Consider the following 24177-nt stretch of genomic DNA (forward strand, 5'->3'; position numbering starts at 1 on the left):
GTCAGGCGGCGCGTTTCAGGGCCGGGTTGAGCGGGACGAAGCAGCTCTCGTCGTCGGTGCGGATGCTGTTCACCGCCGCGGTGACGCGGTAGCGCGCCATCGCCTCGGCCGGATAGGGCTGCAGCAGGCGCAGCAGGATCGCCGGCGGCGTGGCCGGATCCATCCACAGCGAGAACCGCTCGCGCGGCAGGATCACCGGCATGCGTTCGTGCAGCGGTGCCAGATAATCGTTGGCTGCCGTGGTCAGGATGGTGAAACAGTCGGCATCGCCGAAGGCCGGCTCGCGCTGCCACAGGCCGGCGAAGGCGAACAGGCCGCCGCCTTTCAGGCCGATCCGCCATGGTTGCTTTGCCTTCTGGCCGTCAATCGCCTGCCATTCATAAAAGCCGTCGGCCGGCACCAGACAGCGGCGGGCGGCAAAAGCCTCACGGAAGGTCGGCTTGCCGGCGGCGGTTTCGCTGCGCGCGTTGATCAGCGGCGCATTGTTGGGTCCGGCGAAGCCCCAGCGCAGCATGGCGATTTCAGGATGGTGATCGGCGGACAGCCGCAGCACGGCAGAGCCTTGCGTCGGCGCGATGTTCCAGCGCGGCGCGAGATTCGGTTTCTGCGCCAGTTCATACAGCTCGAAAAACGATGCCAGATCGTCGAGGGATTTCGTCAGGCTGTAGCGTCCGCACATGCCTCCTGCATAGCGGACCGCGCCCGATTCGGGCCAGCAAAAGCCGTCAGCCGATGACTGCCAGCCAGGGGAACAGCTCCAGCAGGTAGTAGCTGATCTGGCCGAGGCTGTTGGTGAAAATCAGAATGCCGGTGACCACCAGCAGGGCGCCGGCGACGATCTCCACCTTGTGCAGGTGGCGGCGGAATTTCTGCATGAAGCCCATGAACGGCTTCACCGCCAGTGCCGCCAGCAGGAAGGGAATGCCGAGGCCGAGCGCGTAGGTGGCCAGCAGCGAGACGCCATAGCCGAGCTGGTCGCGGCTGGCGGCAACGGTGAGGATGGTGGCGAGGATCGGGCCGACGCAGGGCGTCCAGCCGAAAGCGAAAGCCAGCCCGATCACATAGGCGCCGAGGATGCTGGTCGGCCGTTCGGTGGTATTGATGCGGGCTTCGCGGTAGAGCAGCGGGATTTTCAGCAGGCCCATGTAATGCAGGCCGAAGACCACGATCACCGCGCCGGCCACCTTGCCGATGATGTCGATATTCTCGATCAGCAGCCGGTTCAGCGCAGAAGCGGAAGCCCCCATGATGATGAAGACCGTCGAGAAGCCGACCACGAAGGCCAGGGCCGAGACGAAGACGCGGCGGGTCAGCGCGGGGTCGATGCCGTCCGCGGCGACCAGGCGATCCAGCGAGGTGCCGGCAACGAAGCACAGATAGGCCGGCACCAGCGGCAGCACGCAGGGACTGAGGAAACTGAGCAGCCCGGCGCCGGCCGCGCCGGCATAGGAAATGTCGAGACCGCCCATGATGCTGTTTCTCTCCCGGCAGCCGGGATGGTTGCTTGCGGTTCAGCCGCGCTGGAAAAAGGCGCGAAAGGCTCCGGGCAGGCTGCCTTCCTCAAGATAGCGGACCCCCAGGATGCCGCCAATCACGATCCCGGCAAGTGCGACAAAGCTGCCCAGGGCCAGGGTCGACACGCCGGTCAGGCCCTGGCCGACGGTGCAGCCCAGGGCCGTGACGCCGCCGATGCCCATGAGAATGCCGCCGACGATATGCGCGACCACATCCTGCGCGCCGGCAAAGCTCTCGACACGGAAGCTGCCATCGGCTTTCGCCATCAGGAAGGCGCCGAGGATCACGCCGGCCACGGTACTGATGCCGAAATCGAGCGAGGCTCCGGTGAAGGTCATCAGGTATTGCAGCGCATAGCCGATCGGCGCGACGAAGGTCATCGAGGCCAGCGGAGCCGGCTCGAACTCGTCGGCGCCGAGAATGCCGGTGGCTGCCCAGCCGCCGGTAATGACAAGGCCGATCACGATGCCGGCCATGATCAGACTGGGCTGCCGGCGGAACCGCGGCGAGGCGAAGACCCAGGCCAGCAGTGCGGCCGGGATCGCCAGCGCCAGCGCCCAGCGCACGGCGGCACTGCCGCCCAGCAGGTCTGGCAGGGTCTGGCTGGCGAAGCCGCGTGCCTTCAGGTCGATCACCGACCAGCCTTCCAGCCAGACGCGGACCGGACCGACGATACCGCGCAGGGTGGCATAGCCGGCAATGCCGATCATCAGGATCACCAGCAGGGACTTCAGGTTGCCGGCGCCGAACCGCACCAGCGTGCGGCTGCCGCAGCCGCCCGCCTGTACCATGCCGAAGCCGAACAGCAGGCCGCCGATGGCGGCGCCGAGCCAGCCGAGACTGGGGGTGGCATAGATCGCGGTGCCGAGATCGACCAGGCCGGCCAGATGCAGCAGCTGGCTGCCCAGCATCGCCACTGCGATGGCCAGGGCCCAGCTGCGCAGCCGGTTGCCGTCGCCCATCAGCACCATGTCGCTGATCGCGCCCATGGTGCAGAAATTGCTGCGCTGGACCGCGGCGCCGAAGACGGCGCCGAGCAGCAGGCCGGCAAGGTTGACGAGATAGGGCAGGGGCAGCGCGCTCATGGCGGCATCTCCGGAATCGCACAAACGGGACGGGCGGTGTGATAATACGAACTTGCGGGGGAGTATAGGATTTACATTTCTTAGGTGAAGTATTATATTTATTAACACTAGTTTTTGTAAAATAAGTACCCGCCTCCCAGGATGCCGATCATGAGCGAGATTCTCGACGTCAAAGGCCTGAACTGCCCGCTGCCGGTGCTGCGCACCAAGAAGCGGATGAAAAGCGTGCCCCGGGGCGACATCCTCACGGTCGAGGCGACCGACCCCAATGCCGCGAAGGACATTCCGGCCCTGTGCGAGGCCTCGGGCTACGACCTGGTCTCGCTGGAGGAGCAGGGCGGCGTCTTCGTGTTCCGGATTCGCCAGGCCGCCTGACCGCATCGTTGCTGGCCTGCATCCGGCGGTTGGCGCTGGGAAGCGAATGCGCTAGCCTGAAAGGCAGGCGATTCAAGGTGTTCCCATGGCGAAGTTGACAGCCGAAAGTATTGTGCCCGGCCAGCGTTTCGAGCAGCGGCACGGTTTCACGTGGCGCGTGGCCCGCCTGATCCATTTTCCGGGCGAAGATGTGATGCATGTCCAGCTCGTCAACGAGCGCGATACCAGCAGCACCAAGACCGTTTCGATCAATGCGGTGCTCGACCGCTCGCTGTTCCGGCTGATCGAGAAGTGAGCGCGATGCCGGCGATCTCCGCAGCCGGCCGCCGGTATCCGCGGGCCGGACGAGGCCTGTGTCTGAGCCTGTGCCTGGGGCTGGCGCTGGCTGCCTGCTCGGCGCCGGAACCGCCGGCCATGCAGACGCCGCCGCCGATCCAGCCGGCCGTGACTCCCCCGCCGCCGGCACCGCCGCCGCCGCCGGCACCGCCGCCGCCCCCACCGCCGAAATACGCGGCCCATATCGCCAGCTACAAGACCATGACCGAGGCGGAGGCGGCCTGGCCGCGGCTGCTGGCCCAGGCACCGGCCCTGACGGAGGCCGGCCGCCGTTATGCCGAGATCGATCTCGGCGGCCAGCGCGGCAAGGTGATCCGCTTGCTGATTGGCGGGTTTGCCGAGCACGATCAGGTGCTTGCCTATTGTCATCGGTTGCGGGGCAGCGGCCTGTACTGCGCCCCGCATGATCTGCCGGACACCATGGCGCCGGCTGCGGCCGGCGCGGCCCCGGCCACGCCGCCGGCGGCTGCGCCTAAACATTGACCACGGTCACGCCGGCCATATTTGCAGGGCCGGGAGGCATCAAGCCGGATTGCCGCATCCCCGTTTTTCTGGCAGAAATCTTAGTCTGAGTGCGGTGCAATGTGACTCGAGGCCGGCAGGACTGACCGGCGGATGGGAACCGAGACGTGAACCAGGCGATCAAACCGGTTGTTCAGGAAACCCTGAAACTGGTCGGCGTGGTGGAGAACCAGAGCCGCGAACTGCTCGCCTTTTGCCGCAACGAAGGCAACCTCACCAGCAATTTTGCCGACTACAAGCGCTTCGTCGAGAAGATGGAGCATTTCTACGTCTTCGTCGATCTGGTCGATGGCCGCATCCCGGAATTCGACGAGACCAAGCGTCTGCCGCTGCAGAAGCATCTGTCGAAAATCCGCTGGAAGATCACCATCCTCGAACTGGATACGACGCGGATTTACCTGATCAACATCACGCAGTCGGGCCGCCGGCTGCCGCTGGGTGCCCGCGAATTCCTCGAACGCCGGCTGAACCGCCTCAGCGAGATCGCGCAGTATTACGATCGCTTCGGCGAGGAGCATGACCTTGCGCCGGTGAGCCAGGAACTGGTCGACGCGGTGCGCCGGCTGCTCGAGCAGAGCATCGAGGGCGCGCCCAGGCTCGACGAATTCCAGCCGGCCCCGCCGCCGCCGAAGATGTCGGCCACGCCGTCGACCATGCGCACCTCCCTGGTGCCGCCGGAAAGCATTCCGCTGGAACGGGCCAGCATGGCCGGCAATGGCATGGCGACCCTGCCGGCGAAAATCGGCGTGCGCGAGCAGTGGGGCCGCTTCTATGTCGAGAAGGGGTCGCTGGTTGCCGTCTCGCAGGCCTGCAAGCAGGCGGCCTTGTCGCTCGACCAGCTGGCCCAGCGCATCGGCGTCAGCCGCGTGGCCCTCACCCTGATGCTGTCAGGGCAGGACCCGATGCCGCGCCAGTCGATCGAGAAGCTGCAGAGCTTCATGTCCGAGCAGTCGGCTGCCTCCAAGCACCGTCGGCGCTAGGCATCTCGTTTCCTGAAAACGGGCCGTCTCAGCCTGCTGCATCGCTCAGCCGTGCCAGCGCCTCTTCGCGACCCAGCACCGCCAGCACATCGAAGATCGGCGGCGAGACGGTGCGGCCGGTCAGCGCCGCGCGCAGAGGCTGTGCCAGCTGGCCCAGCTTGACCTGCTCGGCCTCGGCCAGGGCACGCACGGCGGCTTCGGTTGCCGCCGCGCTCCAGTCGTTCAGCGCCGACAGGGCGGCCGACAGCTTTTTCAGCCGTGCCTTCGCGGCCTCGTCGAGATGCTTCTGGGCCGCCGCATCGGGCGCGATGGGCCGGGTGGCGAACAGGAACAGCAGGCCCTCGGCCAGTTCGTTCAGGTCTTTCGCGCGTTCCTTCACGGCCGGCAGGATGGCTTTCACCTGGGCACGCTCGGCGTCGGTCGGCGCGCGGCCGGCATGCCTGGCGATGAAGGGCAGGGCGGCGGCCAGCAGGTCGTCGTCGCTGCTGTGGCGGATGTAGTGGCCGTTCAGGCTGTTCAGCTTGGCGAAGTCGAAGCGCGCGGCCGAGCGGCCGACATGGTCGAGATCGAACCACTCCAGCGCCTGTTCGGTGGAGATGATCTCGTCGTCGCCATGGCTCCAGCCCAGCCGCAGCAGGTAGTTGCGCATCGCCGCCGGCAGATAGCCCATATCGGCATAGGCCTCGGTGCCGAGCGCGCCATGCCGCTTCGACAGCTTGGCGCCATCGGGACCGTGGATCAGCGGGATATGCGCGAAGTCCGGCACCGGGAAGCCGGCCGCAAGATACAGCTGGGTCTGCCGTGCCGCATTGGTCAGGTGGTCGTCGCCGCGGATGATGTGGGTGACGCCCATGTCGTGGTCGTCGACTACGACGGAGAGATTGTAGGTCGGCGTGCCGTCCGAGCGCAGGATGATCAGGTCGTCGAGCTGCTCGTTCTGGAAGGTCACCTCGCCCTGCACATGGTCCCTGATGACCGTCGTGCCGGTCTGCGGCGCCTTGAAGCGCACGACAGGATTCACGCCGACTGGCGCATCCTTCGGGTCGCGGTCGCGCCAGCGGCCGTCATAGCGCATCGGCCGGCCTTCGGCCTTCGCCTTGCTGCGCATCTCCTCCAGCTCTTCCGGCGAGCAGTAGCAGTGATAGGCCTTGCCCTCGGCCAGCAGCCGATGTGCCACCTCGGCATGGCGCTTCATGCGGGCGAACTGCATCACCGGCTCGCCATCCCAGTCGAGACCCAGCCACTGCAGGCCCTGGAAGATCTTCTGCACGGCATCCTCGGTCGACCGTTCGCGGTCGGTATCCTCGATGCGCAGCAGGAAGGTGCCGCCATGGTGTCGCGCGAACAGCCAGTTGAACAGCGCCGTGCGGGCGCCGCCGATATGCAGGTAGCCGGTGGGCGAGGGGGCGAAACGGGTAACGACTTTGGTCATCGGACGATCCGGAAAGCTTGGGAAGCAGGGTTTTAGCATACGGGGGCAGGCGGGCAACCGTGCTTCCCGATTTGTACCCGTTGCCGGCATTGCGGGCCATCGCCACTCTGGCCGCCATGGCGCGGCCGGCGGGACTGAGCGGTCTGTGGGGAAGGCTGGCAGGCCGCGGCCTGCAACTGGCCGGCGCCGTCGCCGCCCTGCGCGCCTCCGACCTCGCTGTCCTGCTGCTGGCCGAGCGGGATCGCTGGTTTCTCTGGCTGCCGGTTCTGCTGGGCAGTGGCATCGCCGGGTATTTCCTGCTGCCTTTCGAGCCGGCGCTGATGCCGCTGCGACTGGCGATGGGCGCCGGGCTGGCCGCCCTGTTCGCGCTGCACTGGCTGCAGCTGCCACCCTTCGCCATCCTGCGGCTGCCGCTGGTCGCGCTGCTGGCCTTGCTGGCGGGGCCCTGGCTGGCGGCCGAGCGCAGTGCCGCAGTGGCCGCGCCGGCGCTGCAGCGGCATACGGGCGCGGTGTGGATCGAGGGCCGGGTACTGGAGGCCGAGCCGCGCGATGCCGGTTACCGCATCCTGCTCGACCAGCTGGCCATCGCCGGCCTGAGCGAACTGGAAACACCGCTGCGGCTGCGCGTCAGCCTGCGCCGCGAGGGCGACACCCTGTGGCCGGGCCAGCGTATCCGCCTGCGCGCACGGCTGTCGCCGCCACCGGAACCGGCCCTGCCGGGCGCCTATGACTTTGCCCGCATCGCCTGGTTCCGCCAGATCGGCGCGGTCGGCTATGCCATCGCCGCGCCGGAAATCCTGCCCGGCCAGTCCGCGGCGGCGAATGACTGGCGGGACGAGGCGCGACTGGCACTGGGCAGCCTGCGGCAGACGCTGTCGCGGCGGCTGGCGGAAAACGCCGAAGGGCCGGGCGGCGCAATTGCCGTCGCGCTGCTGACCGGCGAGCGCGGGCCGATTCCGGAAGCCACCGACCAGGCGTTCCGCGATTCCGGACTGGCCCATATCCTGTCGATCTCCGGCCTGCATCTGACGCTGGTGGCCGGCCTGCTGTTCTTCCTGGTGCGCGCATTGCTGGCGCTGTCGCCGCATCTGGCACTGCATTACCCGATCAAGAAATGGGCCGCGGCTGCCGCGCTGCTCGGGGCTGCGGCCTATACGCTGCTGTCGGGTGCAGGCCTGCCGACCCTGCGGGCGCTGATCATGGTCGCGCTGGCGCTGCTGGCGGTGATGCTGGACCGCCGTGCCATCACCCTGCGCAGCGTGGCCTGGGCGGCCTTGCTGCTGCTGGTGCTGTGGCCGGAAAGCCTGCTCGATCCGGGCTTCCAGATGTCGTTTGCTGCCGTCACCGCGCTGGTCGCGGCATTCGAGGTCTGGGGGCCGAGGCTGACGCAGTGGCGTGCGGCCGCCGATGGCGCGCCGCTGCGGCTGGCCCTGCTGTGGGCTGCAGGCACCATGGCGGCAAGCTTCGTGGCCGGGCTCGGCTCGTCCTTCTTTGCTGCCTATCACTTCAACCGCGTCGCCGACTATGCGCTGGTCGCCAACCTGCTGGCGACGCCGCTGGTCAGCTTCTGGATCATGCCGCTGGGCATTCTCGCCATGCTGCTGCTGCCGCTGGGGCTGGAGCATCTGGCGCTGGTGCCGATGGTCTGGGGTGTCGATCTGCTGGTGATGCTCGCCGACTGGGTGGCCGGCTGGCCCGGTGCGGTGGGCTATGTGCCGGCCATGCCGGTCTGGGGGATCGCGGCCATTGCTGCCGGCGGGTTGTGGCTGTGCCTGTGGCGGCGTGGCTGGCGCTGGCTCGGGCTGGCTGGCCTCGCGTTCGGCAGCCTGTCGCCGTGGCTGGTGCCGCTGCCCGATCTGCTGGTCGGCGGCGATGGCCGCATGACGGCGGCGCGCGGCAGCGACGGCCGCCATGTGTATATCAGCGGCACCATCCCGCCGCGCAGCTTCACCGGCGAGATCTGGTGGCAGCACCTCGGGGGACCGCCGCTCTATCCATGGCCGGCCCTGCGTCGCAGCGACCGCGAGGGCCGCAGCGGCGCCGATGGCAGCCTGCGCTGCGATGCGGATGGCTGCACCTGGCGGCATGAGGGATTTCTGGTCGCGCTGCCGGTCCGGCCGCAGGCGATTGCCGAAGACTGCCGCCATGCCGATGCGGTGATCGCGCTGCAGATGCCGGTGCGCTACCGCTGTCCGGCGGCGCGGGTGGTGATCGACCGCAACGACCTGCGCCGCGCCGGCGCGCATCTGCTGTATCTCGACCGCGAGACCGGCATCCGCATGGTCACCGTGGCGGAAACCCGTGGCCGGCGGCCCTGGGTGCGGCCGCTCTGGGGCGGCGAGGCACCCGAACGCCAGGGGGAATGACGTTGGTTCAGCCGTGGCAGGGCTGGCGTTCCAGCATGGCGACATAGCCGGCCGGCAGCAGGTCGCGTCCGGCCAGCAGATGCGCCAGATACTCGCGATGCGGCAGCAGATCCTGCGCGGCGACATTCTCGGCAATGTAGGTGATGGTCTCGACCGGCCGGCCATCGGCGCCGAACACCGTCATCGGCTGGCGGCGATACTGGCCGGTGGCGACCCCCTCGTATTCGTCCAGCACGTCGAGGCCGGCCGGCGCCATCAGGTTGATGGTGCCCCAGACCAGGCCGCCCTCGCGCGGCACGATATTGGCGGCGCCGGCGCCGTTGAACTTCGCCCAGGGTTTGTTGAAGGCCAGCGCCCAGCCGGGCAGGGAGGCCGGCAGGCGCTGTTCGACGCGCACGCCGCGCGGCAGCAGCCGGTCATCGGCCAGTCGCGCCGGGTTCATGTTCGAGCCATAGGCGAAATACCAGACGGAGACGGTCATCGATCCTGCATCCGGAAAGGAATCTGCATCCCAAAAAAGAAACGGGGCGCAGCTTTCGTTTCGCTGCGCCCCGTCATCATTTCGGCAGATGCCGGCTTGTCAATTGGCAGCTGTCGATCAGTAGCGCCGCAGCAGGCCGACCAGCCGGCCCTGGATCTTCACCCGGTCGGGGCCGAAGATGCGGGTCTCGTAGGCCGGATTGGCGGCTTCCAGCGCCACCGAGTTGCCCTTGCGGCGCAGGCGCTTCAGCGTCACTTCCTGTTCGTCGACCAGCGCCACCACGATGGTGCCGTTATCGGCATTCTCGCTGCGCTGGATGATGACGGTATCGCCGTCCATGATGCCGGCATCGACCATCGAATCGCCGGCGACTTCCAGCGCGTAATGCTCGCCATTGCCCAGCAGGCCGATCGGTACGTCGATCTGCGTGCTCATGTCGCGCAAAGCCTCGATGGGCGTGCCGGCGGCGATGCGGCCATACAGCGGCAGGGTGACGATGTCGCGGGCATTGTAGGGATTGACCGAGACCGGCGTGCCCTGCATCGGCTTGTCGCCGCCGCTTTCCACGGCGCGCGGCATCATGCGGTTGCGGGGCGCCGCGGCGCGCGGCGGGCTGCCGCTGCCGCCGATGCCGCCGCGGATCGGCACCGCCGAGTCCGGCAGGCGCAGCACCTCGAGGGCGCGGGCGCGGTGGGCGAGGCGGCGGATGAAGCCGCGCTCCTCCAGCCCGGTGACCAGGCGGTGGATGCCCGACTTGGACTTGAGCTGCATCGCCTCCTTCATTTCCTCGAAGGAGGGGGAAACGCCGGTGGTTTCCAGCTTCTCGTGAATATACATCAGCAGGTCATGCTGCTTGCGGGTCAACATCGGATAGCCTCCTCGACTGTCCTGGCCTGATGTCCTGGCTCGCTGCCCTGGCCTGGTGTTCCGGCTGCCGCCCCGAATCTCGGGGCTGACCGGTCACCGGGTCGGCAGCTGCACCATGGCAGGCGCCATGAACGTGAAATCCACGTTATGTTCTAATGAGGTTCTGCATACGGGTCAAGTATTTTTTCCACAGGCCCGCCCTTGCACCCCCAATATATCGGAGGTGTTTGGCCGGTGTTCCTCTAGATATGGTATCCGATCCTGTCGAGTGCGGCGCGGCAGACCGCTTCCGCCCGGTAGGAAAAGCAGCTGAGCAGGATCAGCCGGGGCCGCGGCTCGGCGGCAACGAATCGGTGGATTTCCGCGACTGCCACCGCGGCGGCGCTTTCCAGCGGATAGCCATAGATGCCGGTGGAGATGGCCGGAAAGGCGATGCTGTCCAGCCCGTGCAGGCGGGCAAGGTCGAGGCTGTTGCGGTAGCAGGCCGCCAGCAGTGCGGCCTCGCCATGGCCGCCGCCGCGCCAGACCGGCCCCACCGTGTGGATGACATGGCGGGCGGGCAGGCGGTAACCGCCGGTGATCCGTGCCTCGCCGGTCGGGCAGCCGCCCAGCAGCCGGCATTCGGCCAGCAGTTCCGGGCCGGCGGCGCGGTGAATGGCGCCATCGACGCCGCCGCCGCCCAGCAGGCTTTCATTGGCGGCATTCACGATGGCGTCGACGGCCAGCCGCGTGATGTCGCCGGTCTCGACCGCGATGCGGATGGTGGTCATGGGGCGATCCTAGCGAATCCGCAGCCAGGCGGCGACTCGTCGGGCCCGGCATGGCCGCCGCGCTCTTTACGCTTCGCTAACCACAGGAAACGACAATGGCAGCAAGGCTTTGCACGACTGCCTTGCCGCCCTGCCGGGCATCGTTTAACCGGGGCGAGATGAGCGATCCGACGCCGCAGCTGAATCTGAAACCGCGCCGCGCCGCCTCCGCGCGCAGCGCGGCACAGGCCTATGGCGCCACCCAGGCGCAGGCGGCGCCCGCCGCGCCGCTGCCGGCCGCGTCGCTGCCGCCTGGGGCCGTCCCGCCCGCAGCGGGGAAGAGCCGCGGCTTTCTGGCCAGCAACTGGCCGCTGATGACGGCCGCTGCCGCATTGCTGGCCGGCGGTGTGGTCATGGGCATGGCGGTGGGCAGCAGCGGGCCGAAGCTGCGTCCGGCCACGGCCGTCGCGGCGGTGGCCCCGCTGGCGCCGGCGCAGCAGGCAGCGACGCAGACCGCGGCTCCTGCTGCCGCGGCCCCCGTTGCCGTGGCGGCTGCCGCTCCCACCCTGCAGACAGTTCCCGGCAGCGGTTTCCGCCTGCCGGTGCCGCAGCCGCAATCCGACCGGCCGGCACTGGCTCCGCCTCCGCCGCCGGCCATGCCGTTGCCACCTGTGCCGGCGGCCCCTGCACCGGCCGCTGTATCAGCGCCCGCGCCGGCCGCCGAACCGCCGCCGCAGCTTGCCGCCGCACCGCCGCCACCGCCTTCGGCGACCGCGCAGAACACCGCCCCGGACCGTGGCACGCCGCAGGCCTGGCGCGCCCGTGCGGTGGCGACGCCGGCCGGCGCGCAGCCGCCTTTCGTGGCCATCCTGATCGACGATGCCGGGCTCGACCGGCACAACACCGCGCGCGCCATCGCATTGCCCGGCCCGGTCACGCTGTCGTTCATGACCTATGCCAACGATCTCGCCGAGCAGAGTGCGGCCGCCCGCAAGGCCGGCCACGAACTGATGCTGCATCTGCCGATGGAGCCGCTGGACCTGAAGCACAACAATCCGGGCCCCAACGCGCTGCTGATGAGCCTCGATGCCGCCGAGCTGCAGCGCCGGCTGGTCTGGGGACTGGCGCGGTTCGACGGCTATGTCGGCGTCAACAACCACATGGGCAGCCGCTTCACCCGCGATGCCGGTCGCATGGCGCAGGTGATGGACGAGCTGAAGAAGCACCAGGTCTTCTGGCTCGACAGCCTGTCGGGCCCGGGTTCGGTGGGGTCTGACCAGGCGCGCAAGGCGGGGCTGGATGCCGTCGACCGCGACATCTTCCTGGATGACGACCGCTCGCCAGGCATCGCCTATGAGCTGGCCGCCATGGAGCGGATCGCGAAGGCGCGCGGCGACGTGATCGCCATCGGCCATCCGCATACCGCGACCATGAACGCGCTGGAAAAATGGGTGGCGGGCGCGAAGGCGCGGGGCTTCAGCCTGGTGCCGGTCAGCACCGTGCTGCTGCGCCGCCAGCAGATGGAACGCTGACGGCCGCAAGCCGCGGTCATGCTGCCGGGGGGATGCCTCAGGCCTGCGGCCGCACCAGCCGCCAGGCACAGCCTTCGGTAAAGACGCCGGCCTCGACCCGGATTTTTCCATTTGCCTGGTCGGCAACCTGCAGGCGGCCGCCGGCAATCTCGCGGATATACCCGTCGGCATGGGTGTAGCGGCCGCTGCGGCCGAGGCGGAAGCCGCTGCCGGCAGCGCCGGTCTCGACCGTGAACAGGAAACTGCCGCCGGGGCGCAGAATGCGGGCGGCCGCGCCGATCAGCGGATCGAGGTCGCCGATGTAGATCAGGGTGTCGGCGGCCAGCAGCAGATCGGCGGATGCTGCCGGCAGGGCGGCCAGCACGGCATGGATGTCGCCCTGGTGCAGGTGGTCGTAGATGCCGCGGCGGGCGGCCTGCTCGATCATCCCGGAGGAGAGATCGATGCCGTCCAGCTGGCGGGCATGATCGCGGAAGGCGAGGCCGCAGAGGCCGGTGCCGCAGCCGAGATCGACGATGTCGAGGTTGTGCTGCGGCTGGCAGAAGCGGTTGGCCAGAGCCATCAGCATATCCGGCCCGCGATAGCCCAGGGTGGCGAGATGATCGTCGAAGCCGGCCGCGTAGGTGTTGAACAGCCAGGCGACATAGCCATCGGGGGCGCGGCCGGGATTCTCCCCGGTCAGCATAGCCAGCAGATGGGATACCACGCCGGATTGCGGTGCGAGGGCGGCAGCCTGGCGCAGGCTGGCGATGGCGCTGTCCGGCTCGCCGAGATCGATCTGGCTGAGCGCGAGGCCGAGCCAGCTGCGGGCCGTGCCGGCGGTGGCAACCGCCTGTCCGAAACAGGCCGCAGCCTCGCCGGGGCGTCCTGCCTCGTGGGCCTGGATGCCGCGCAGTTCCCACGCCATCGGCGTCATGGAAGCGTCATGCTGCATGGACTGACGCTAGTGTTTTATTGGGGGTTTAGCTACTTGTGATATTATAATTATTAACGATTCTCTTAATGCTTTCCTAACGACCGGCGGCCTCCCGGATGGCCCGCTCGACCTCGTCCAGCCGGTCCTTGCCGAAGAAGATCTGGTCGCCGACGAAGAAGGTGGGGGCACCGAAACTGCCGCGTTCCACCGAAGCAGCCGTGTTGTCGGCCAGGCGCTGCTTCACCTCCGGGCTCTGTGCCAGCGCGAACAGTCGCTGTGCATCGAGGCCGGATTCCGCCAGCGCGGCGCCGATCACCGCCGGGTCGTCCATCTTCCTGGGGTCTTCCCACATGAAGCGCATCATGGCCTCCACATAGGGTATCAGGACACCCTCCATCCCGGCGGCCACGGCGCCGCGCATCAGCATCAGGGTGTTGACCGGGAAATGCGGGTTGAACCGGTACGTCGTGATGCCGTGGCGGCGGATGAAGCGGTCGGTCTCGACCTGCATGTAATCCAGCTTGTTGCGGATGCCGGCATAGGCCTCGATGGGCGAACGGTTGCCCGTCAGCTTGAAGATGCCGCCCAGCAGCACCGGCACATAGGTGAAGCGGGCGCCGGTGCGCTGCTCGATGGCCGGGATAACCTTGTGGCAGAGATAGACATTCGGGCTGCCGAAGTCGAAATGGAATTCCACGGCGGTCATGGCGTCACCATTTCTCGCCATAGGGGCGCAGGTCGAGTTCGAAGGTCCAGGCATCGCGCGGCTGGTGATGCAGCATCCAGTAGGTTTCCGCAATCGAGGCCGGGTTCATCAGCTGGTCCGGCTGCAGGGCGGCCAGGGCAGCCTCGCCGCCGCGGGCCGCGATGCGTTCGCGCACGAAGGCGGTGTCGACGCCGGCATCGATGACCAGGTGGGCGACATGGATATTCTGCGGACCCAGCTCGCGGGCCATCGACTGGGCCAGGGCGCGCAGACCGGCCTTGGCGGCGGCGAAGGCGGCAAAGCCGCTGCCGCCGCGCATGGAGGCGGTGGCACCGGTGAACAGGATGGTACCGCGCCGGCGGGGCAGCATGTGGCGCGCCGCCTCGCGCCCGGTCAGGAAGCCGGCATGGCAGGCCATCTCCCAGACCTTGCGGAACACCCGTTCGGTGGTCTCGAGGATCGGGAAGCTGACATTGCCGCCGACATTGAAGACGCAGACTTCCAGCGGCCCGGCCGCCTCGGCCGCGGCAAGGAAGGCGGTCACGTCCTCCTCCCGCCGGGCATCCAGTGCCATGGCGGTGCAGCGACCGCCCGCGGCCTCGATCTCGGCCTTCAGGGGGGCCAGCTTGTCGCCGTTGCGCCGCCCGGCAAAGACGGGATAGCCGCCGGCGGCAAACCGCCGCGCGATGGCGGCGCCGATATAGTCGCCGGCGCCGATCACGGCGACGGTGCCCAGCCTGTTTTCGGCCATCCTGTCCTCCCTGTCGCCGCCCCGGTCAGGCGTGGCGGCCGTGTCTATTCCTCGCCGCCCATCGCCTGCTGCAGGGTCTCCGCATCGTAGTTCGGCCCGATCGACATGGCGCAGATGCGGGAAATGTGAACCAGCGGCAGGCCGGATTCCTTCGCCCAGGCATTGACCTGCAGCTGGATCTTCTGCCGGTCGCGCTTCGAGGTCGGGGTCTCGGCGACATCCACGCCCGCATCGCGCAGGCACAGCACCAGGTCGCGCGAGGCTATCCAGCTGTCGCGGCCGAGGAAACGCAGCAGATACTGCCCGGTATTGCCGCCGAGGCGGCTGCCGCGTTTCGCCATCAGGTCCAGCAGGCCGAGCTGGTCGTCGGCCGGCCATGCCGCGAGGAATTTCCCGAAGCTGCCATGCTCGGCGGCGATGTCGGCAACGAACTGGGCATTGTCGCGCACGCTGCGGATTTTCTGCGGGTTGCGCACGATGCGCTTGTCGGTGGCGAGCTTCTCCCAGAACTCGTCCGGCTTGTGCAGCAGCTTGCGCGGCTCGAAGCCGAGAAAGGCCGCCTCGAAACCGTCCCACTTGTTATCGATCACGCTCCACACGAATCCGGCGGAAAAGACACGTCTGGCCATCTCGGCCAGCACGCGGTCGTCCTTCAGCTTCGCCAGCTTCCTGTTGTCCAGCGGCGGCGGCAGCAGTTTCTTCAGTGCTGCCGGGCCGCCCTTGCGCTTTTCGGCGCGGGCGCGGATGGTCTTGAAAGATGTGGGCATCGGCAGGCCGGCTCCGGTCACGCTGTGGCTTTGTGGAAACGCCATGCCCGTCCGGGCAGGGCCTGGCCGGCCTCGGTGCGGATCGGGCCGTCGACATGGTCGGCGGCGGCCAGCAATCCGTCTGCGCAGCCGAGCAGATAGGCATGGCTGTGCTGGTAGCGCCCCGACGGCATCAGCCGGAAACCGTCGTCGCAGATTTCCACCGTCAGCAGGAAATCGCCGCCCGGCTTCAGCACCGCATGGGCCAGGCGGAACAGTTCGGCGGCTTCGCCGACATAGACCAGCGTGTCGGCGGCAACCACTGCGTCGCAGCTCTGCGGCGGCAGGCGGCGCAGCACTGCATGCACATCGCCGCACCACAGGTGATCGTAAATGCCGCGCTGGCTGGCCTGCTGCAGCATCGCGGTGGAGATGTCGGCGCCTTCCAGCCGTTTCGCATAGGCGCGGAGGGGCATGCCGCTCAGGCCGGTGCCGCAGCCGAGATCGATGATCTGGCGCGACGCATCGGCCTTCCAGCCGGCACGGACGACAAGTTCCGACAGCATGCGGGGGCCCTGGTACTGCAGGCCTGCGATATGCGTGTCGAAATGGCCGGCATAGCTGTTGAACAGGAAGGCAATGTAATCCGCCGGCGCATGCTGCGACGTCGCGCCGGTCATCGCGTTCAGGAGATGGGCGACGATGCCGCAGTCGGGCCGGCTGGTGCGCGCGCGCCGCAGGCTGGAAATCGCATCGTCCATGCGTTTCTGGTTGATCTGGCTGAAGGCAAGGCCGACCCACGAGATCGACCGGCTGTCATCCCCGGCGACCGCCCGCGCAAAGCAGGCCTCGGCATCGGCATGGCGGCCGGCGGTATCGGCTTCTATGCCGCGGCGTTCCCACTCGGCGGCATCAACGGACGGGTCCTGCTGCATGCGGGAATCATAGCGGCAGGATGGCTGCGGCAGCAACGGAAGAGTTGCCGCCTACTGGCCCCGGCCGGCCCGGCTGGCATGGCGTTCGGCTTCCTCGGCCGCACGGATCAGCGCCTTCGCCTTGTTCACGCACTCGATATGCTCGGATTCCGGATCGCTGTCGGCGACGATGCCGGCGCCGGCCTGCACATACATCATGCCGTCCTTGACCAGCGCGGTGCGCAGCGTGATGCAGGTATCCATGCTGCCATTGGCCGAGAAGTAGCCGACCGACCCGGCATAGAAGCTGCGGCGCACCGGCTCCAGTTCGTCGATGATCTCCATCGCCCGCACCTTGGGCGCGCCAGACACAGTGCCGGCAGGGAAGCCGGCGCAGAGCGCATCCAGCGCGTCGAGTTCCGGCCGGATCTTTCCCTCCACGTTGGACACGATATGCATCACGTGGCTGTAACGCTCGATCAGGTTGCGCTCGGTCACCTTCACGGTGCCGATCTGCGCCACGCGGCCGACATCGTTGCGTCCCAGATCCAGCAGCATTAGATGCTCGGCCAGTTCCTTCGGATCGCTCAGCAGGTCCTGCGCCAGTGCCTCGTCCTCGGACGGGGTGGCGCCGCGCCGCCGGGTGCCGGCGATCGGCCGCACGGTCACCGTGCCGTCGCGCAGCCGCACGAGGATTTCCGGGCTGGAGCCGATCAGGCACGGGCCACCCATGTTCAGAAAGAACAGGAAGGGCGACGGGTTGGTGCGGCGCAGCGCGCGGTACAGCGCAAACGGCGGCAGCCGGAAGGGCAGGCTGAACCGCTGGCCGACCACCACCTGGAAGATGTCGCCGGCGGCGATGTAGTCCTTGGCCTTCCGCACCATGTCCATGTACTCGTCCGGCGTCATGTTGGACACCGGTTCGGGCAGGGCATCGAGATCGGCGATCTGGTCGCGCACGGCACCCAGCGGGCGGTCGAGATCGGAAACGATGTCGGCCAGCCGCTCGCTGGCCATGGCATAGGCGGCGCGGGCATCCATGCCGGCCTTCGGCCGCACCGGCGTGACCACGGTGATCATGTCGAGCACGGAATCGAAGATCGCCATCACGGTCGGCCGCATGAACAGGCCATCGGGCAAGCCGAGTTCGTCGGGATTGGTGTCGGGCACCTTCGGCTCGATCAGCCGCACCATGTCGTAGCCCATGAAGCCGACCAGGCCGGCCGCCATCGGCGGCAGGTTGTTCGGCAGGTCGATATGGTTCTCGTCCAGCAGCCGGCGCAGCGATTCCAGGGTGGGCTCGCTGCAGGGCTCGAAACTGTCCGGATCGAAACGGGCGCTGCGGTTGATCTCGGCCCGGCTGCCGCGGCAGCGCCACAGCAGGTCGGGTTTCAGGCCGATGATCGAATAGCGGCCGCGCACGGCGCCGCCCTCGACCGACTCCAGCAGGCAGGACCACGGCCGGCTGTCGGCCAGCTTGAGGAAGGCCGAGACCGGCGTTTCCAGGTCGGCGACCAGCTGGGTGGACAGCACCTGCGCTTCGCCCGCCATGTAGCGCTGGGCGAAGGTCGCGTAGTCGGGCGTGACTTTCATCGGGCGGGGATCATCGATATGCGGAGGTCACAGTCCGGTGGCGCGGGCGCGGGCGGCGGCGTCGGTCTTGACCCCGAATTCCGCCTGCAGCACGCGGCGATACTGCTGCACCAGATCCTGGGCCATGCCGCCGGCCAGCTGCTGGCCGGTGGCCTCGCTCTGCCTGGCGACGGCCGCCGGATCGGCCGGTTCGATGGCCGACAGCCGCGCGACGATGGCACTGCCGGGCGGTGCATTGGCGGCCGGTCCGGTGACGATCTCGCCGGCTGCCCTGGCGGCGAACAGGGACGAGACGACGGTTGGCGAGAGGTTGCGCTCGGCCGGCTGGCCGCTGCGCAGCAGCGGCGCGCTCAGCCGCACGCTGGCGCCGATGGCGGCCGCTTCCCTGGCCAGGTCGCCGCCCTTGCGCACGGCTTCGGCGATGGCACGGGCGCGGTCATCCGCAGCCGTGGCGCGGGCGCGGGTCTGCAGCGCCGCGATCACGTCGGCCTTCACCTCGGCCAGCGGCCGCACCGCCGACGGCATGACCGCGGTGGCCTTGAGGATGGCGATGCCGCCATCCGGCAGGTCGACGATCACCGGCTCGCCGGCTTCCGGCATGTCGAAAGCCTGGGCAAGGAAGTCGCGGCTCTGCGGCAGGCCGGCCGCCGGCTTGCCGTCCCTGTCCAGCCCGCCGGCATCGAGGCCGGCGGCGGTCTGCAGGCTGGCCGCCTGTGCCTTCGCGATCTCGTCCAGGCTGGCGCCGCCGGCGATCTGGTCGTCGATTTTCGCCCGCAGGGCCACCATGCCGTCGAGCGCCTTGCGCAGGGCGATCTGCTGGCGCAGTTCGGCCCGGGCCTCGTCGAAGCTCTTGGTGCTGCCCGGCTCGACCGCGGTGACGCGCACCAGATGCCAGCCGAACGGCGAGGTGACCGGCTGGCCGACGGTGTTCGGCGCCTGGGCAAAGACCGCATTGGCAATGGCGGCGGGCAGGTCGTTCCGGGTCAGCAGCCCGAGCTGCACATCGGCCGGCTTCAGCTTCTGGGTGCGGGCCGCCATGGCGATGAAATCCTCGCCCTTCTGCACCGCCTCGTAGGCAGCCTTGGCCTCGGCCTCGGTGGCGAACACCACCTGCTCGACTGCGCGCTTCTCCGGCGTCACATAGGCCTGCTTGCTGGCTTCGTATTCCTCGTGCAGTTCGGCATCGCTGACCTGCATCTGCGCGGCGCGGGCGGCCGGGGTGACGGCGAACCAGGCGATGTCGCGGCGCTCGGGCGCGGTGAAGGCGGCCGGATTGGCCTTGTAATATTCCTCGACCTTGTCATCGGCCGGCACCGGCGGGTCCGGCAGCTTCGTCGCATCGACCAGCACATATTCCGCCAGCCGGCGTTCCAGCCGGTAGCCGAGGATGGTGTTGGTCATCAGCGCGGGCGCCGTGGCGATGGTGCCGAACAGGCTGCCGAGCAGGCGGGTGCGGGCCAGCTCGCCGCGCAGCACGGCAATCAGCATGCCTTCGGAATAGCCCTCGTTGCGCAGGTAATTCTCGAAGGCGAAGCGGTCGAACTGGCCGGTCGGGCCCCTGAAGGAGGGCGCATTCATGATCGCCTCGCGCACGTCATCCTCACCGATGGCGATATGCAGGTCCTTTGCGGCCTGACCGTACAGGCGGTCTTCCACCAGGCGGTTCAGCACGCTCTCGTCGAGGCCGAGCTGGAGGGCCTGGTCGGAGGAGAAGCTGCCGCCGAAGCGGCGCTGCAGGCCGGCCAGCTCGCGGCGCCAGGCATCGGCGAACTCGGTCTGGGTGATCGCCTCGTTGCCGACCTTGGCGACATCGCCGCCGGCGCCAAAGCCGGACACGTAATCCGCGATGCCCCAGACGCCGAAGCTCAGGATGAGGAGGACCATCAGACCCTTGGCAATCCAGGAAGCGGCGCCGGAACGCATCTGCTGCAGCATGAAACACCCGAAAAAAGTGAAGCGGAACAAGGTTTCCCGGCCCGGGCAGGGCGCCCGGCGGAATGGCCGGGCATACTAAAGGCGGGGGGCGGGGGCGGCAAGGCACCCGGCGGCCGCGGCGCGGGGGTGCCGGCTTTGCCTTTCGTGGCGGAAATTGCTAGAGAGACGCGGATTTCGTGCAAGGAGACAGCAGCATGGCCGCGCGCCGCCCCCTGATCGTCGGCAACTGGAAAATGAACGGCCTGGCCGCCAGCCTGGCCGAGGCGACCGCCCTGGCCGACCGGGCCCGGGCGCAGGCGCCGGCCGCCGAACTGGGGCTGTGCCCGCCGGCCACCCTGGTTGCCGCCATGGCCGCCGCCCTGAAGGGGACGGCCGTCGGCGTGGGCGGGCAGGACTGCCATGCGAAGGCCGCCGGCGCCCATACCGGCGACATCGCCGCCGAGATGCTGAAGGATGCCGGCGCGACCTATGTGATCACCGGCCATTCCGAACGCCGCGCCGACCATGGCGAGGGCAGCGAGACGGTGCGCGCCAAGGCCGCCGCCGCCCACCGTGCCGGGCTGGTCGCCATCGTCTGCGTCGGCGAGACCCTGGCGGAACGCGATGCCGGCGAGACCCTGAAGATCGTCACCGCGCAGATCCGCGGCTCGCTGCCCGACGGTGCCACCGCCGCCAATACCGTGGTCGCCTACGAGCCGGTCTGGGCGATCGGCACCGGCCGCACGCCGACCACCGCGCAGGTGGCCGAGGTGCATGCCGAAATCCGCCGCGACCTGCTGGCCCGCTTCGACGACGGCGCCGGCTTCCGCATCCTCTATGGCGGCTCGGTCAAGCCGGACAATGCCGCCGAACTGATGGCGGTGCCCGATGTCGATGGCGCCCTAGTCGGCGGCGCCAGCCTGAAGGCGGCCGATTTCTGGCCCATCGTCCAGGCCAAGGGCCTGCAGTAACGCCGGGCCATGGGCGCCGAGGAGCGGGACCGGGACGGGCATATCGCGGCACTGAAACAGGTGGCCGCGCAGTTTGCCGTCGCGGTGACGCCCCATCTGCAGGCGCAGATCGACCCGGCCGACCCGGCCGATCCCATCGCGCGCCAGTTCCTGCCCGATGCCGCCGAACTGGTGACGCATCCGCACGAAGCGGCCGACCCGATCGGCGACGAGGCCCACAGCCCGCTGCCCGGCATCGTGCACCGCTATCCCGACCGGCTGCTGCTCAAGCTGGTCAATGTCTGCCCCGTCTACTGCCGCTTCTGCTTCCGCCGCGAGACGGTCGGACCCGGCAGCCGCGGCCTGACCGCCGGCCAGCTCGATGCCGCCATCGCCTATATCGCGGATCACCCGGAGGTCTGGGAGGTGATCCTCACCGGCGGCGATCCGCTGATCGTCTCGCCGCGCCGGCTGAAATCCGTGCTGCAGCGGCTGGCGGCGATCCCGCATCTGGGCGTGATCCGCCTGCACAGCCGGGTGCCGGTGGTCGATCCGGAGCGTGTCTCGCCTGCCCTGATCGACGCCCTGAAGAGCGGCCGGGGAGCGGAAGGGCGGGACAAAGCCGTGTGGCTGCTGCTGCATGCCAACCACGAACGCGAATTCGTCGCCCCCGCCCGTGAGGCCATCGCCCGCCTGGTCGATGCCGGCATCCCGGTGCTCGGCCAGTCGGTGCTGCTGGCCGGCGTCAACGACACGCCCGAGGCGCTGGCCGGCCTGTTCCGGGCCATGGTGCGGAACCGGGTGAAGCCGCATTACCTGCATCACGGCGACCTGGCCCGCGGCACCGCGCATTTCCGCGTCAGCCTCGGCCGCGGCCAGGCGCTGATGCGCAGCCTGCGCGGCCGCCATTCCGGCCTGATGCAGCCGACCTACATCCTCGACATCCCCGGCGGCCACGGGAAGGTGCCGGTCGGCCCGCTCTATGCGGCGCCGCGGGCGGACGGCCAGGGCTGGGAGGTCACCGACCCCTGGGGCTGCACGCACCTGTATGCAGATCCCGCTGCCGACCGGTCGTGACCGTTTCTGACCGTTGCGGACCGCTGGTGACCGCTGCTGACCGCTGCGGCCCACTGGTGACCGTTGGTGACCGTTTCTGACCGCTGGAGACCGTTTCTGACCGCCAGTGACCGCTGGCGCTTATTGCTCCTTCTGAATGAATGGCACGCGGCCCCGTTCGCCGGTTTTTCCCGGCGGGCGGCTGCTCAGAACAAGATGAGAACGCGCAGCCCGATGTCAAGAAGGGTTGCTCCCGCTATCCGCCATGGCCGGGCTTGACCCGGCCATCCACGTTATTTTTGCCAAACTGGGGTCGGGTGCCTGGGGTGCCAGGCGATGTGTGGCTGGCTGGACCGCGATTTCTGAAATGCTAGGCTGCTCATCCCTCACCACCCTTCGCGCGCTCGGTTCCGGCTGGACCGCGATTTCTGAAATGCTAGGCTGCCGGCGGTGAACATCTGGCCGATCAGCAGTTCCGGCTGGACCGCGATTTCTGAAATGCTAGGCTCTCCTGCTCCGCCACACTCCGGCGCCGTGTGTTCCGGCTGGACCGCGATTTCTGAAATGCTAGGCTGCTTCGCAAGGTCAGCCATGGTCGGGCTCGTTCCGGCTGGACCGCGATTTCTGAAATGCTAGGCTACGGCATCATCAGCACCGACGAATGGCGCGGTTCCGGCTGGACCGCGATTTCTGAAATGCTAGGCTTCCTGCTCCGCCACACTCTAGCGCCGTGTGTTCCGGCTGGACCGCGATTTCTGAAATGCTAGGCTGGTCTTGTTGCCACCCAGCAGGCTGTTCAGTTCCGGCTGGACCGCGATTTCTGAAATGCTAGGCTCCTCGCATTCACCATCCTCGCCGGCCTGTTGTTCCGGCTGGACCGCGATTTCTGAAATGCTAGGCTACTGGCTGACCAAGAAGGCCGAGTTACAGGTTCCGGCTGGACCGCGATTTCTGAAATGCTAGGCTAGTCATGGCCGGCGGGCAGCAGGCGGGACGTTCCGGCTGGACCGCGATTTCTGAAATGCTAGGCTGGATTTGTCTGTAACCTGTTGTAAGTGCGGCGTTATCGACAAATCTACGCCGCCTAAAGCGAGCAAGTGCTGTCAGAACAGCGCCAGCTGACCAGGATTCTTCGGAGCGGCTTCCCGCTTTCGCCCCCGGAAGCTGACTAAATTCTCGTACTGCTTGTCGGTGAAGCACAGGATTTTCACATCGCCATATTCCGGTACGGCAGCTGCAATCCGCCGGATCAATGTCTCGGCCTGCTCCTTGCCGGTCAGATACTTCAAATACACCGAAAACTGGGTCATCTGGAATCCCAGATCCAGCAGGTCATTGCGAAAATCCGCCGCGGCCTTGCGGCGCTCTGGATCGTCGACCGGAAGATCGAACAGGGCCATCATCCACATGAGGCGATATCCGCTGAGGATCGTGAACCGGGAGTTGCCGCCGCTCATGTACCGGCTTCCATGTCGCCGAAGCCAAGCTGCCGTGGTCCGAAAATCGGACGTGCAAAGTCGAGTTTGCCATCGGCATTTTCGAAAGCCCTGGCTATCGACAGGGTGAAGCGGTCGAGAGCCACATGAAGCGGACTGACACAGTCAGGGAGCTGCATGTCGGTGGCTACCACGCCGGCCAGCCGTTCTTTCACCGTGCGAGACACCTCCTGCTCGCCATCCTGCAGCAACCCCATGACTGCGTGATCGACAACAGGCCTGAACGGTTCCATCAGATCGTCGACCAGAGCAAAGGCGTTGCCGCGCCCGACATGGGCTATGCCGATGGTTGGATGCAGGCCGGCGCCAACCACGGCGCGTGCCGTTGCAGCCCGCAGGACAGTATAGCCATAATTCAGCATGGCGTTTGCGCCATCGGCGGCGCGGTCGCGCCGGAAGTCCTCGCCGAACAGCAAAGGCCAGTAGCGTCGCGCCGCCTGTGCCTCCAGGTTCTCCGGATCGCCTGATCTCACGCGCTGTGCCATGGCGCGAATGCCTTCGCCGCCACGTTCTCCACGCGAGAGCAGCAATGCAGCCTGGGCCCTGATCTTGGCAGCCACGATATCCCGCCACAAACGCTTCATCAGTGGGCGCGGTGCATCCCACTGGGCACGGAGGCGACCGCCCTGATCGTGATGGCCGTCTATGGGCAGCGACCAGGCAACCGGGAAGTGGTTGGGGCCGCAGGCCACCAGGGGTGCGTTGCGGGCCGCGAGCTCGACCAGCACGGAGTTGGAGTAGGTGATGCCATGGGCATGAACCAGCAGGGCGGCGATATCGTCCAGCGCCACCCTGCCGACTTCGGTGCCATCACGTTCGACCAGCAGGAATCCGCGGTGGATGCTGAGATGCTGGTTATCCTGGCTGATATCGACGATGCGTTCCACGGGCAGCC

General features: G+C 67.9%; 24 protein-coding genes and 1 CRISPR repeat array. Of the genes, 8 read left to right on the top strand and 16 right to left on the bottom strand.

Annotated features, from left to right (window positions below; all coding sequences use genetic code 11):
- Position 1: 1 nt before the first annotated feature.
- From ACEQZY_RS13455 to ACEQZY_RS13465, 3 genes are read right to left on the bottom strand one after another with little or no spacing between them, the layout of a single operon-like run.
- Positions 2–679: an SOS response-associated peptidase gene (locus tag ACEQZY_RS13455; RefSeq protein ID WP_341705251.1), complete on the bottom strand. Its 678-nt coding sequence runs from the start codon at positions 677–679 to the stop codon at positions 2–4.
- A gap of 46 nt (positions 680–725) precedes the next feature.
- Positions 726–1469 carry a cytochrome c biogenesis CcdA family protein gene (locus tag ACEQZY_RS13460; protein WP_370155134.1) on the bottom strand — a complete coding sequence of 248 codons (744 nt, stop codon included), beginning with the start codon at positions 1467–1469 and terminating at the stop codon, positions 726–728.
- Positions 1470–1511: 42 nt separating this feature from the next.
- Entirely contained in the window at positions 1512–2600 is a 1089-nt protein-coding gene (locus ACEQZY_RS13465; protein WP_370155136.1) for a YeeE/YedE family protein, read from the bottom strand.
- Between the two features lie 150 nt (positions 2601–2750).
- On the opposite strand from ACEQZY_RS13465, the gene ACEQZY_RS13470 reads away from it, so the two are divergent.
- The 4 genes from ACEQZY_RS13470 to ACEQZY_RS13485 all read left to right on the top strand — a co-directional run bounded on the left by ACEQZY_RS13470 (position 2751) and on the right by ACEQZY_RS13485 (position 4813).
- On the top strand, positions 2751–2975 hold the full coding sequence (locus tag ACEQZY_RS13470) for a sulfurtransferase TusA family protein (protein WP_341705254.1): 225 nt from the start codon (positions 2751–2753) through the stop codon (positions 2973–2975).
- An 85-nt stretch (positions 2976–3060) separates the two neighbouring features.
- Positions 3061–3270 carry a hypothetical protein gene (locus tag ACEQZY_RS13475; protein WP_341705255.1) on the top strand — a complete coding sequence of 70 codons (210 nt, stop codon included), beginning with the start codon at positions 3061–3063 and terminating at the stop codon, positions 3268–3270.
- A gap of 5 nt (positions 3271–3275) precedes the next feature.
- The gene (locus ACEQZY_RS13480) at positions 3276–3794 is read left to right on the top strand and encodes a hypothetical protein (protein ID WP_370155138.1); all 519 of its coding nucleotides are present in this window, start codon (positions 3276–3278) and stop codon (positions 3792–3794) included.
- Positions 3795–3940: 146 nt separating this feature from the next.
- Positions 3941–4813 carry a hypothetical protein gene (locus ACEQZY_RS13485; protein ID WP_341705630.1) on the top strand — a complete coding sequence of 291 codons (873 nt, stop codon included), beginning with the start codon at positions 3941–3943 and terminating at the stop codon, positions 4811–4813.
- A gap of 28 nt (positions 4814–4841) precedes the next feature.
- Here ACEQZY_RS13485 and gltX read toward each other — a convergent pair whose 3' ends face one another.
- On the bottom strand, positions 4842–6245 hold the full coding sequence (gltX, locus tag ACEQZY_RS13490; protein WP_370155140.1) for a glutamate--tRNA ligase: 1404 nt from the start codon (positions 6243–6245) through the stop codon (positions 4842–4844).
- Positions 6246–6304: 59 nt separating this feature from the next.
- On the opposite strand from gltX, the gene ACEQZY_RS13495 reads away from it, so the two are divergent.
- The gene (locus ACEQZY_RS13495; protein ID WP_370155142.1) at positions 6305–8611 is read left to right on the top strand and encodes a ComEC/Rec2 family competence protein; all 2307 of its coding nucleotides are present in this window, start codon (positions 6305–6307) and stop codon (positions 8609–8611) included.
- A gap of 7 nt (positions 8612–8618) precedes the next feature.
- Here ACEQZY_RS13495 and ACEQZY_RS13500 read toward each other — a convergent pair whose 3' ends face one another.
- The 3 genes from ACEQZY_RS13500 to ACEQZY_RS13510 form a co-directional block, all read right to left on the bottom strand.
- Entirely contained in the window at positions 8619–9092 is a 474-nt protein-coding gene (locus ACEQZY_RS13500) for a gamma-glutamylcyclotransferase family protein (RefSeq protein ID WP_370155144.1), read from the bottom strand.
- Positions 9093–9209: 117 nt separating this feature from the next.
- Positions 9210–9959, bottom strand: coding sequence for a transcriptional repressor LexA (gene lexA / locus ACEQZY_RS13505; protein ID WP_370155146.1), 750 nt, complete (start codon positions 9957–9959; stop codon positions 9210–9212).
- A 242-nt stretch (positions 9960–10201) separates the two neighbouring features.
- Positions 10202–10729 carry an O-acetyl-ADP-ribose deacetylase gene (locus tag ACEQZY_RS13510; protein WP_370155148.1) on the bottom strand — a complete coding sequence of 176 codons (528 nt, stop codon included), beginning with the start codon at positions 10727–10729 and terminating at the stop codon, positions 10202–10204.
- Between the two features lie 158 nt (positions 10730–10887).
- Between ACEQZY_RS13510 and ACEQZY_RS13515 the strand changes: the two genes are divergently transcribed.
- Positions 10888–12240, top strand: coding sequence for a divergent polysaccharide deacetylase family protein (locus ACEQZY_RS13515; protein ID WP_370155150.1), 1353 nt, complete (start codon positions 10888–10890; stop codon positions 12238–12240).
- Positions 12241–12277: 37 nt separating this feature from the next.
- Here ACEQZY_RS13515 and ACEQZY_RS13520 read toward each other — a convergent pair whose 3' ends face one another.
- The 7 genes from ACEQZY_RS13520 to ACEQZY_RS13550 form a co-directional block, all read right to left on the bottom strand.
- A complete protein-coding gene (locus ACEQZY_RS13520) occupies positions 12278–13156 on the bottom strand; it encodes a methyltransferase domain-containing protein (protein ID WP_370155152.1) in 879 nt (292 codons plus the stop codon).
- A 94-nt stretch (positions 13157–13250) separates the two neighbouring features.
- Positions 13251–13862: a 2-hydroxychromene-2-carboxylate isomerase gene (locus ACEQZY_RS13525; protein WP_341705133.1), complete on the bottom strand. Its 612-nt coding sequence runs from the start codon at positions 13860–13862 to the stop codon at positions 13251–13253.
- A 4-nt stretch (positions 13863–13866) separates the two neighbouring features.
- On the bottom strand, positions 13867–14613 hold the full coding sequence (locus ACEQZY_RS13530) for an SDR family NAD(P)-dependent oxidoreductase (RefSeq protein ID WP_341705134.1): 747 nt from the start codon (positions 14611–14613) through the stop codon (positions 13867–13869).
- A 44-nt stretch (positions 14614–14657) separates the two neighbouring features.
- Positions 14658–15380: a DNA-3-methyladenine glycosylase I gene (locus ACEQZY_RS13535; protein WP_370155155.1), complete on the bottom strand. Its 723-nt coding sequence runs from the start codon at positions 15378–15380 to the stop codon at positions 14658–14660.
- Between the two features lie 17 nt (positions 15381–15397).
- Positions 15398–16294 (bottom strand): methyltransferase domain-containing protein, encoded by an 897-nt coding sequence (locus ACEQZY_RS13540; protein WP_370155158.1) that lies wholly within the window; start codon positions 16292–16294, stop codon positions 15398–15400.
- A 51-nt stretch (positions 16295–16345) separates the two neighbouring features.
- The gene (gene trpE / locus ACEQZY_RS13545) at positions 16346–17866 is read right to left on the bottom strand and encodes an anthranilate synthase component I (protein ID WP_341705137.1); all 1521 of its coding nucleotides are present in this window, start codon (positions 17864–17866) and stop codon (positions 16346–16348) included.
- Positions 17867–17893: 27 nt separating this feature from the next.
- Entirely contained in the window at positions 17894–19801 is a 1908-nt protein-coding gene (locus ACEQZY_RS13550; protein WP_370155160.1) for a SurA N-terminal domain-containing protein, read from the bottom strand.
- Positions 19802–19995: 194 nt separating this feature from the next.
- On the opposite strand from ACEQZY_RS13550, the gene tpiA reads away from it, so the two are divergent.
- Both tpiA and ACEQZY_RS13560 read left to right on the top strand, forming a co-directional pair.
- Positions 19996–20751 (top strand): triose-phosphate isomerase, encoded by a 756-nt coding sequence (tpiA, locus tag ACEQZY_RS13555; RefSeq protein ID WP_370155162.1) that lies wholly within the window; start codon positions 19996–19998, stop codon positions 20749–20751.
- A gap of 9 nt (positions 20752–20760) precedes the next feature.
- Positions 20761–21807 carry a lysine-2,3-aminomutase-like protein gene (locus ACEQZY_RS13560; protein ID WP_370155164.1) on the top strand — a complete coding sequence of 349 codons (1047 nt, stop codon included), beginning with the start codon at positions 20761–20763 and terminating at the stop codon, positions 21805–21807.
- A gap of 320 nt (positions 21808–22127) precedes the next feature.
- A CRISPR array of direct repeats spans positions 22128–22817; the repeat unit is 36 nt; unit sequence GTTCCGGCTGGACCGCGATTTCTGAAATGCTAGGCT.
- A gap of 72 nt (positions 22818–22889) precedes the next feature.
- Here the strand turns inward: ACEQZY_RS13560 and cas2 are convergent.
- Together cas2 and cas1 are read right to left on the bottom strand one after the other, a co-directional pair.
- Positions 22890–23243 (bottom strand): CRISPR-associated endonuclease Cas2, encoded by a 354-nt coding sequence (gene cas2, locus ACEQZY_RS13565; RefSeq protein ID WP_370155165.1) that lies wholly within the window; start codon positions 23241–23243, stop codon positions 22890–22892.
- A complete protein-coding gene (gene cas1, locus ACEQZY_RS13570; protein ID WP_370155167.1) occupies positions 23240–24169 on the bottom strand; it encodes a type II CRISPR-associated endonuclease Cas1 in 930 nt (309 codons plus the stop codon). Before cas1 ends, cas2 begins: the two co-directional genes overlap by 4 nt.
- Between the last annotated feature and the right edge of the window lie 8 nt (positions 24170–24177).

Origin of the sequence: Ferrovibrio sp. (assembly GCF_964218355.1) — a bacterium.
Classification (GTDB): domain Bacteria; phylum Pseudomonadota; class Alphaproteobacteria; order Ferrovibrionales; family Ferrovibrionaceae; genus Ferrovibrio.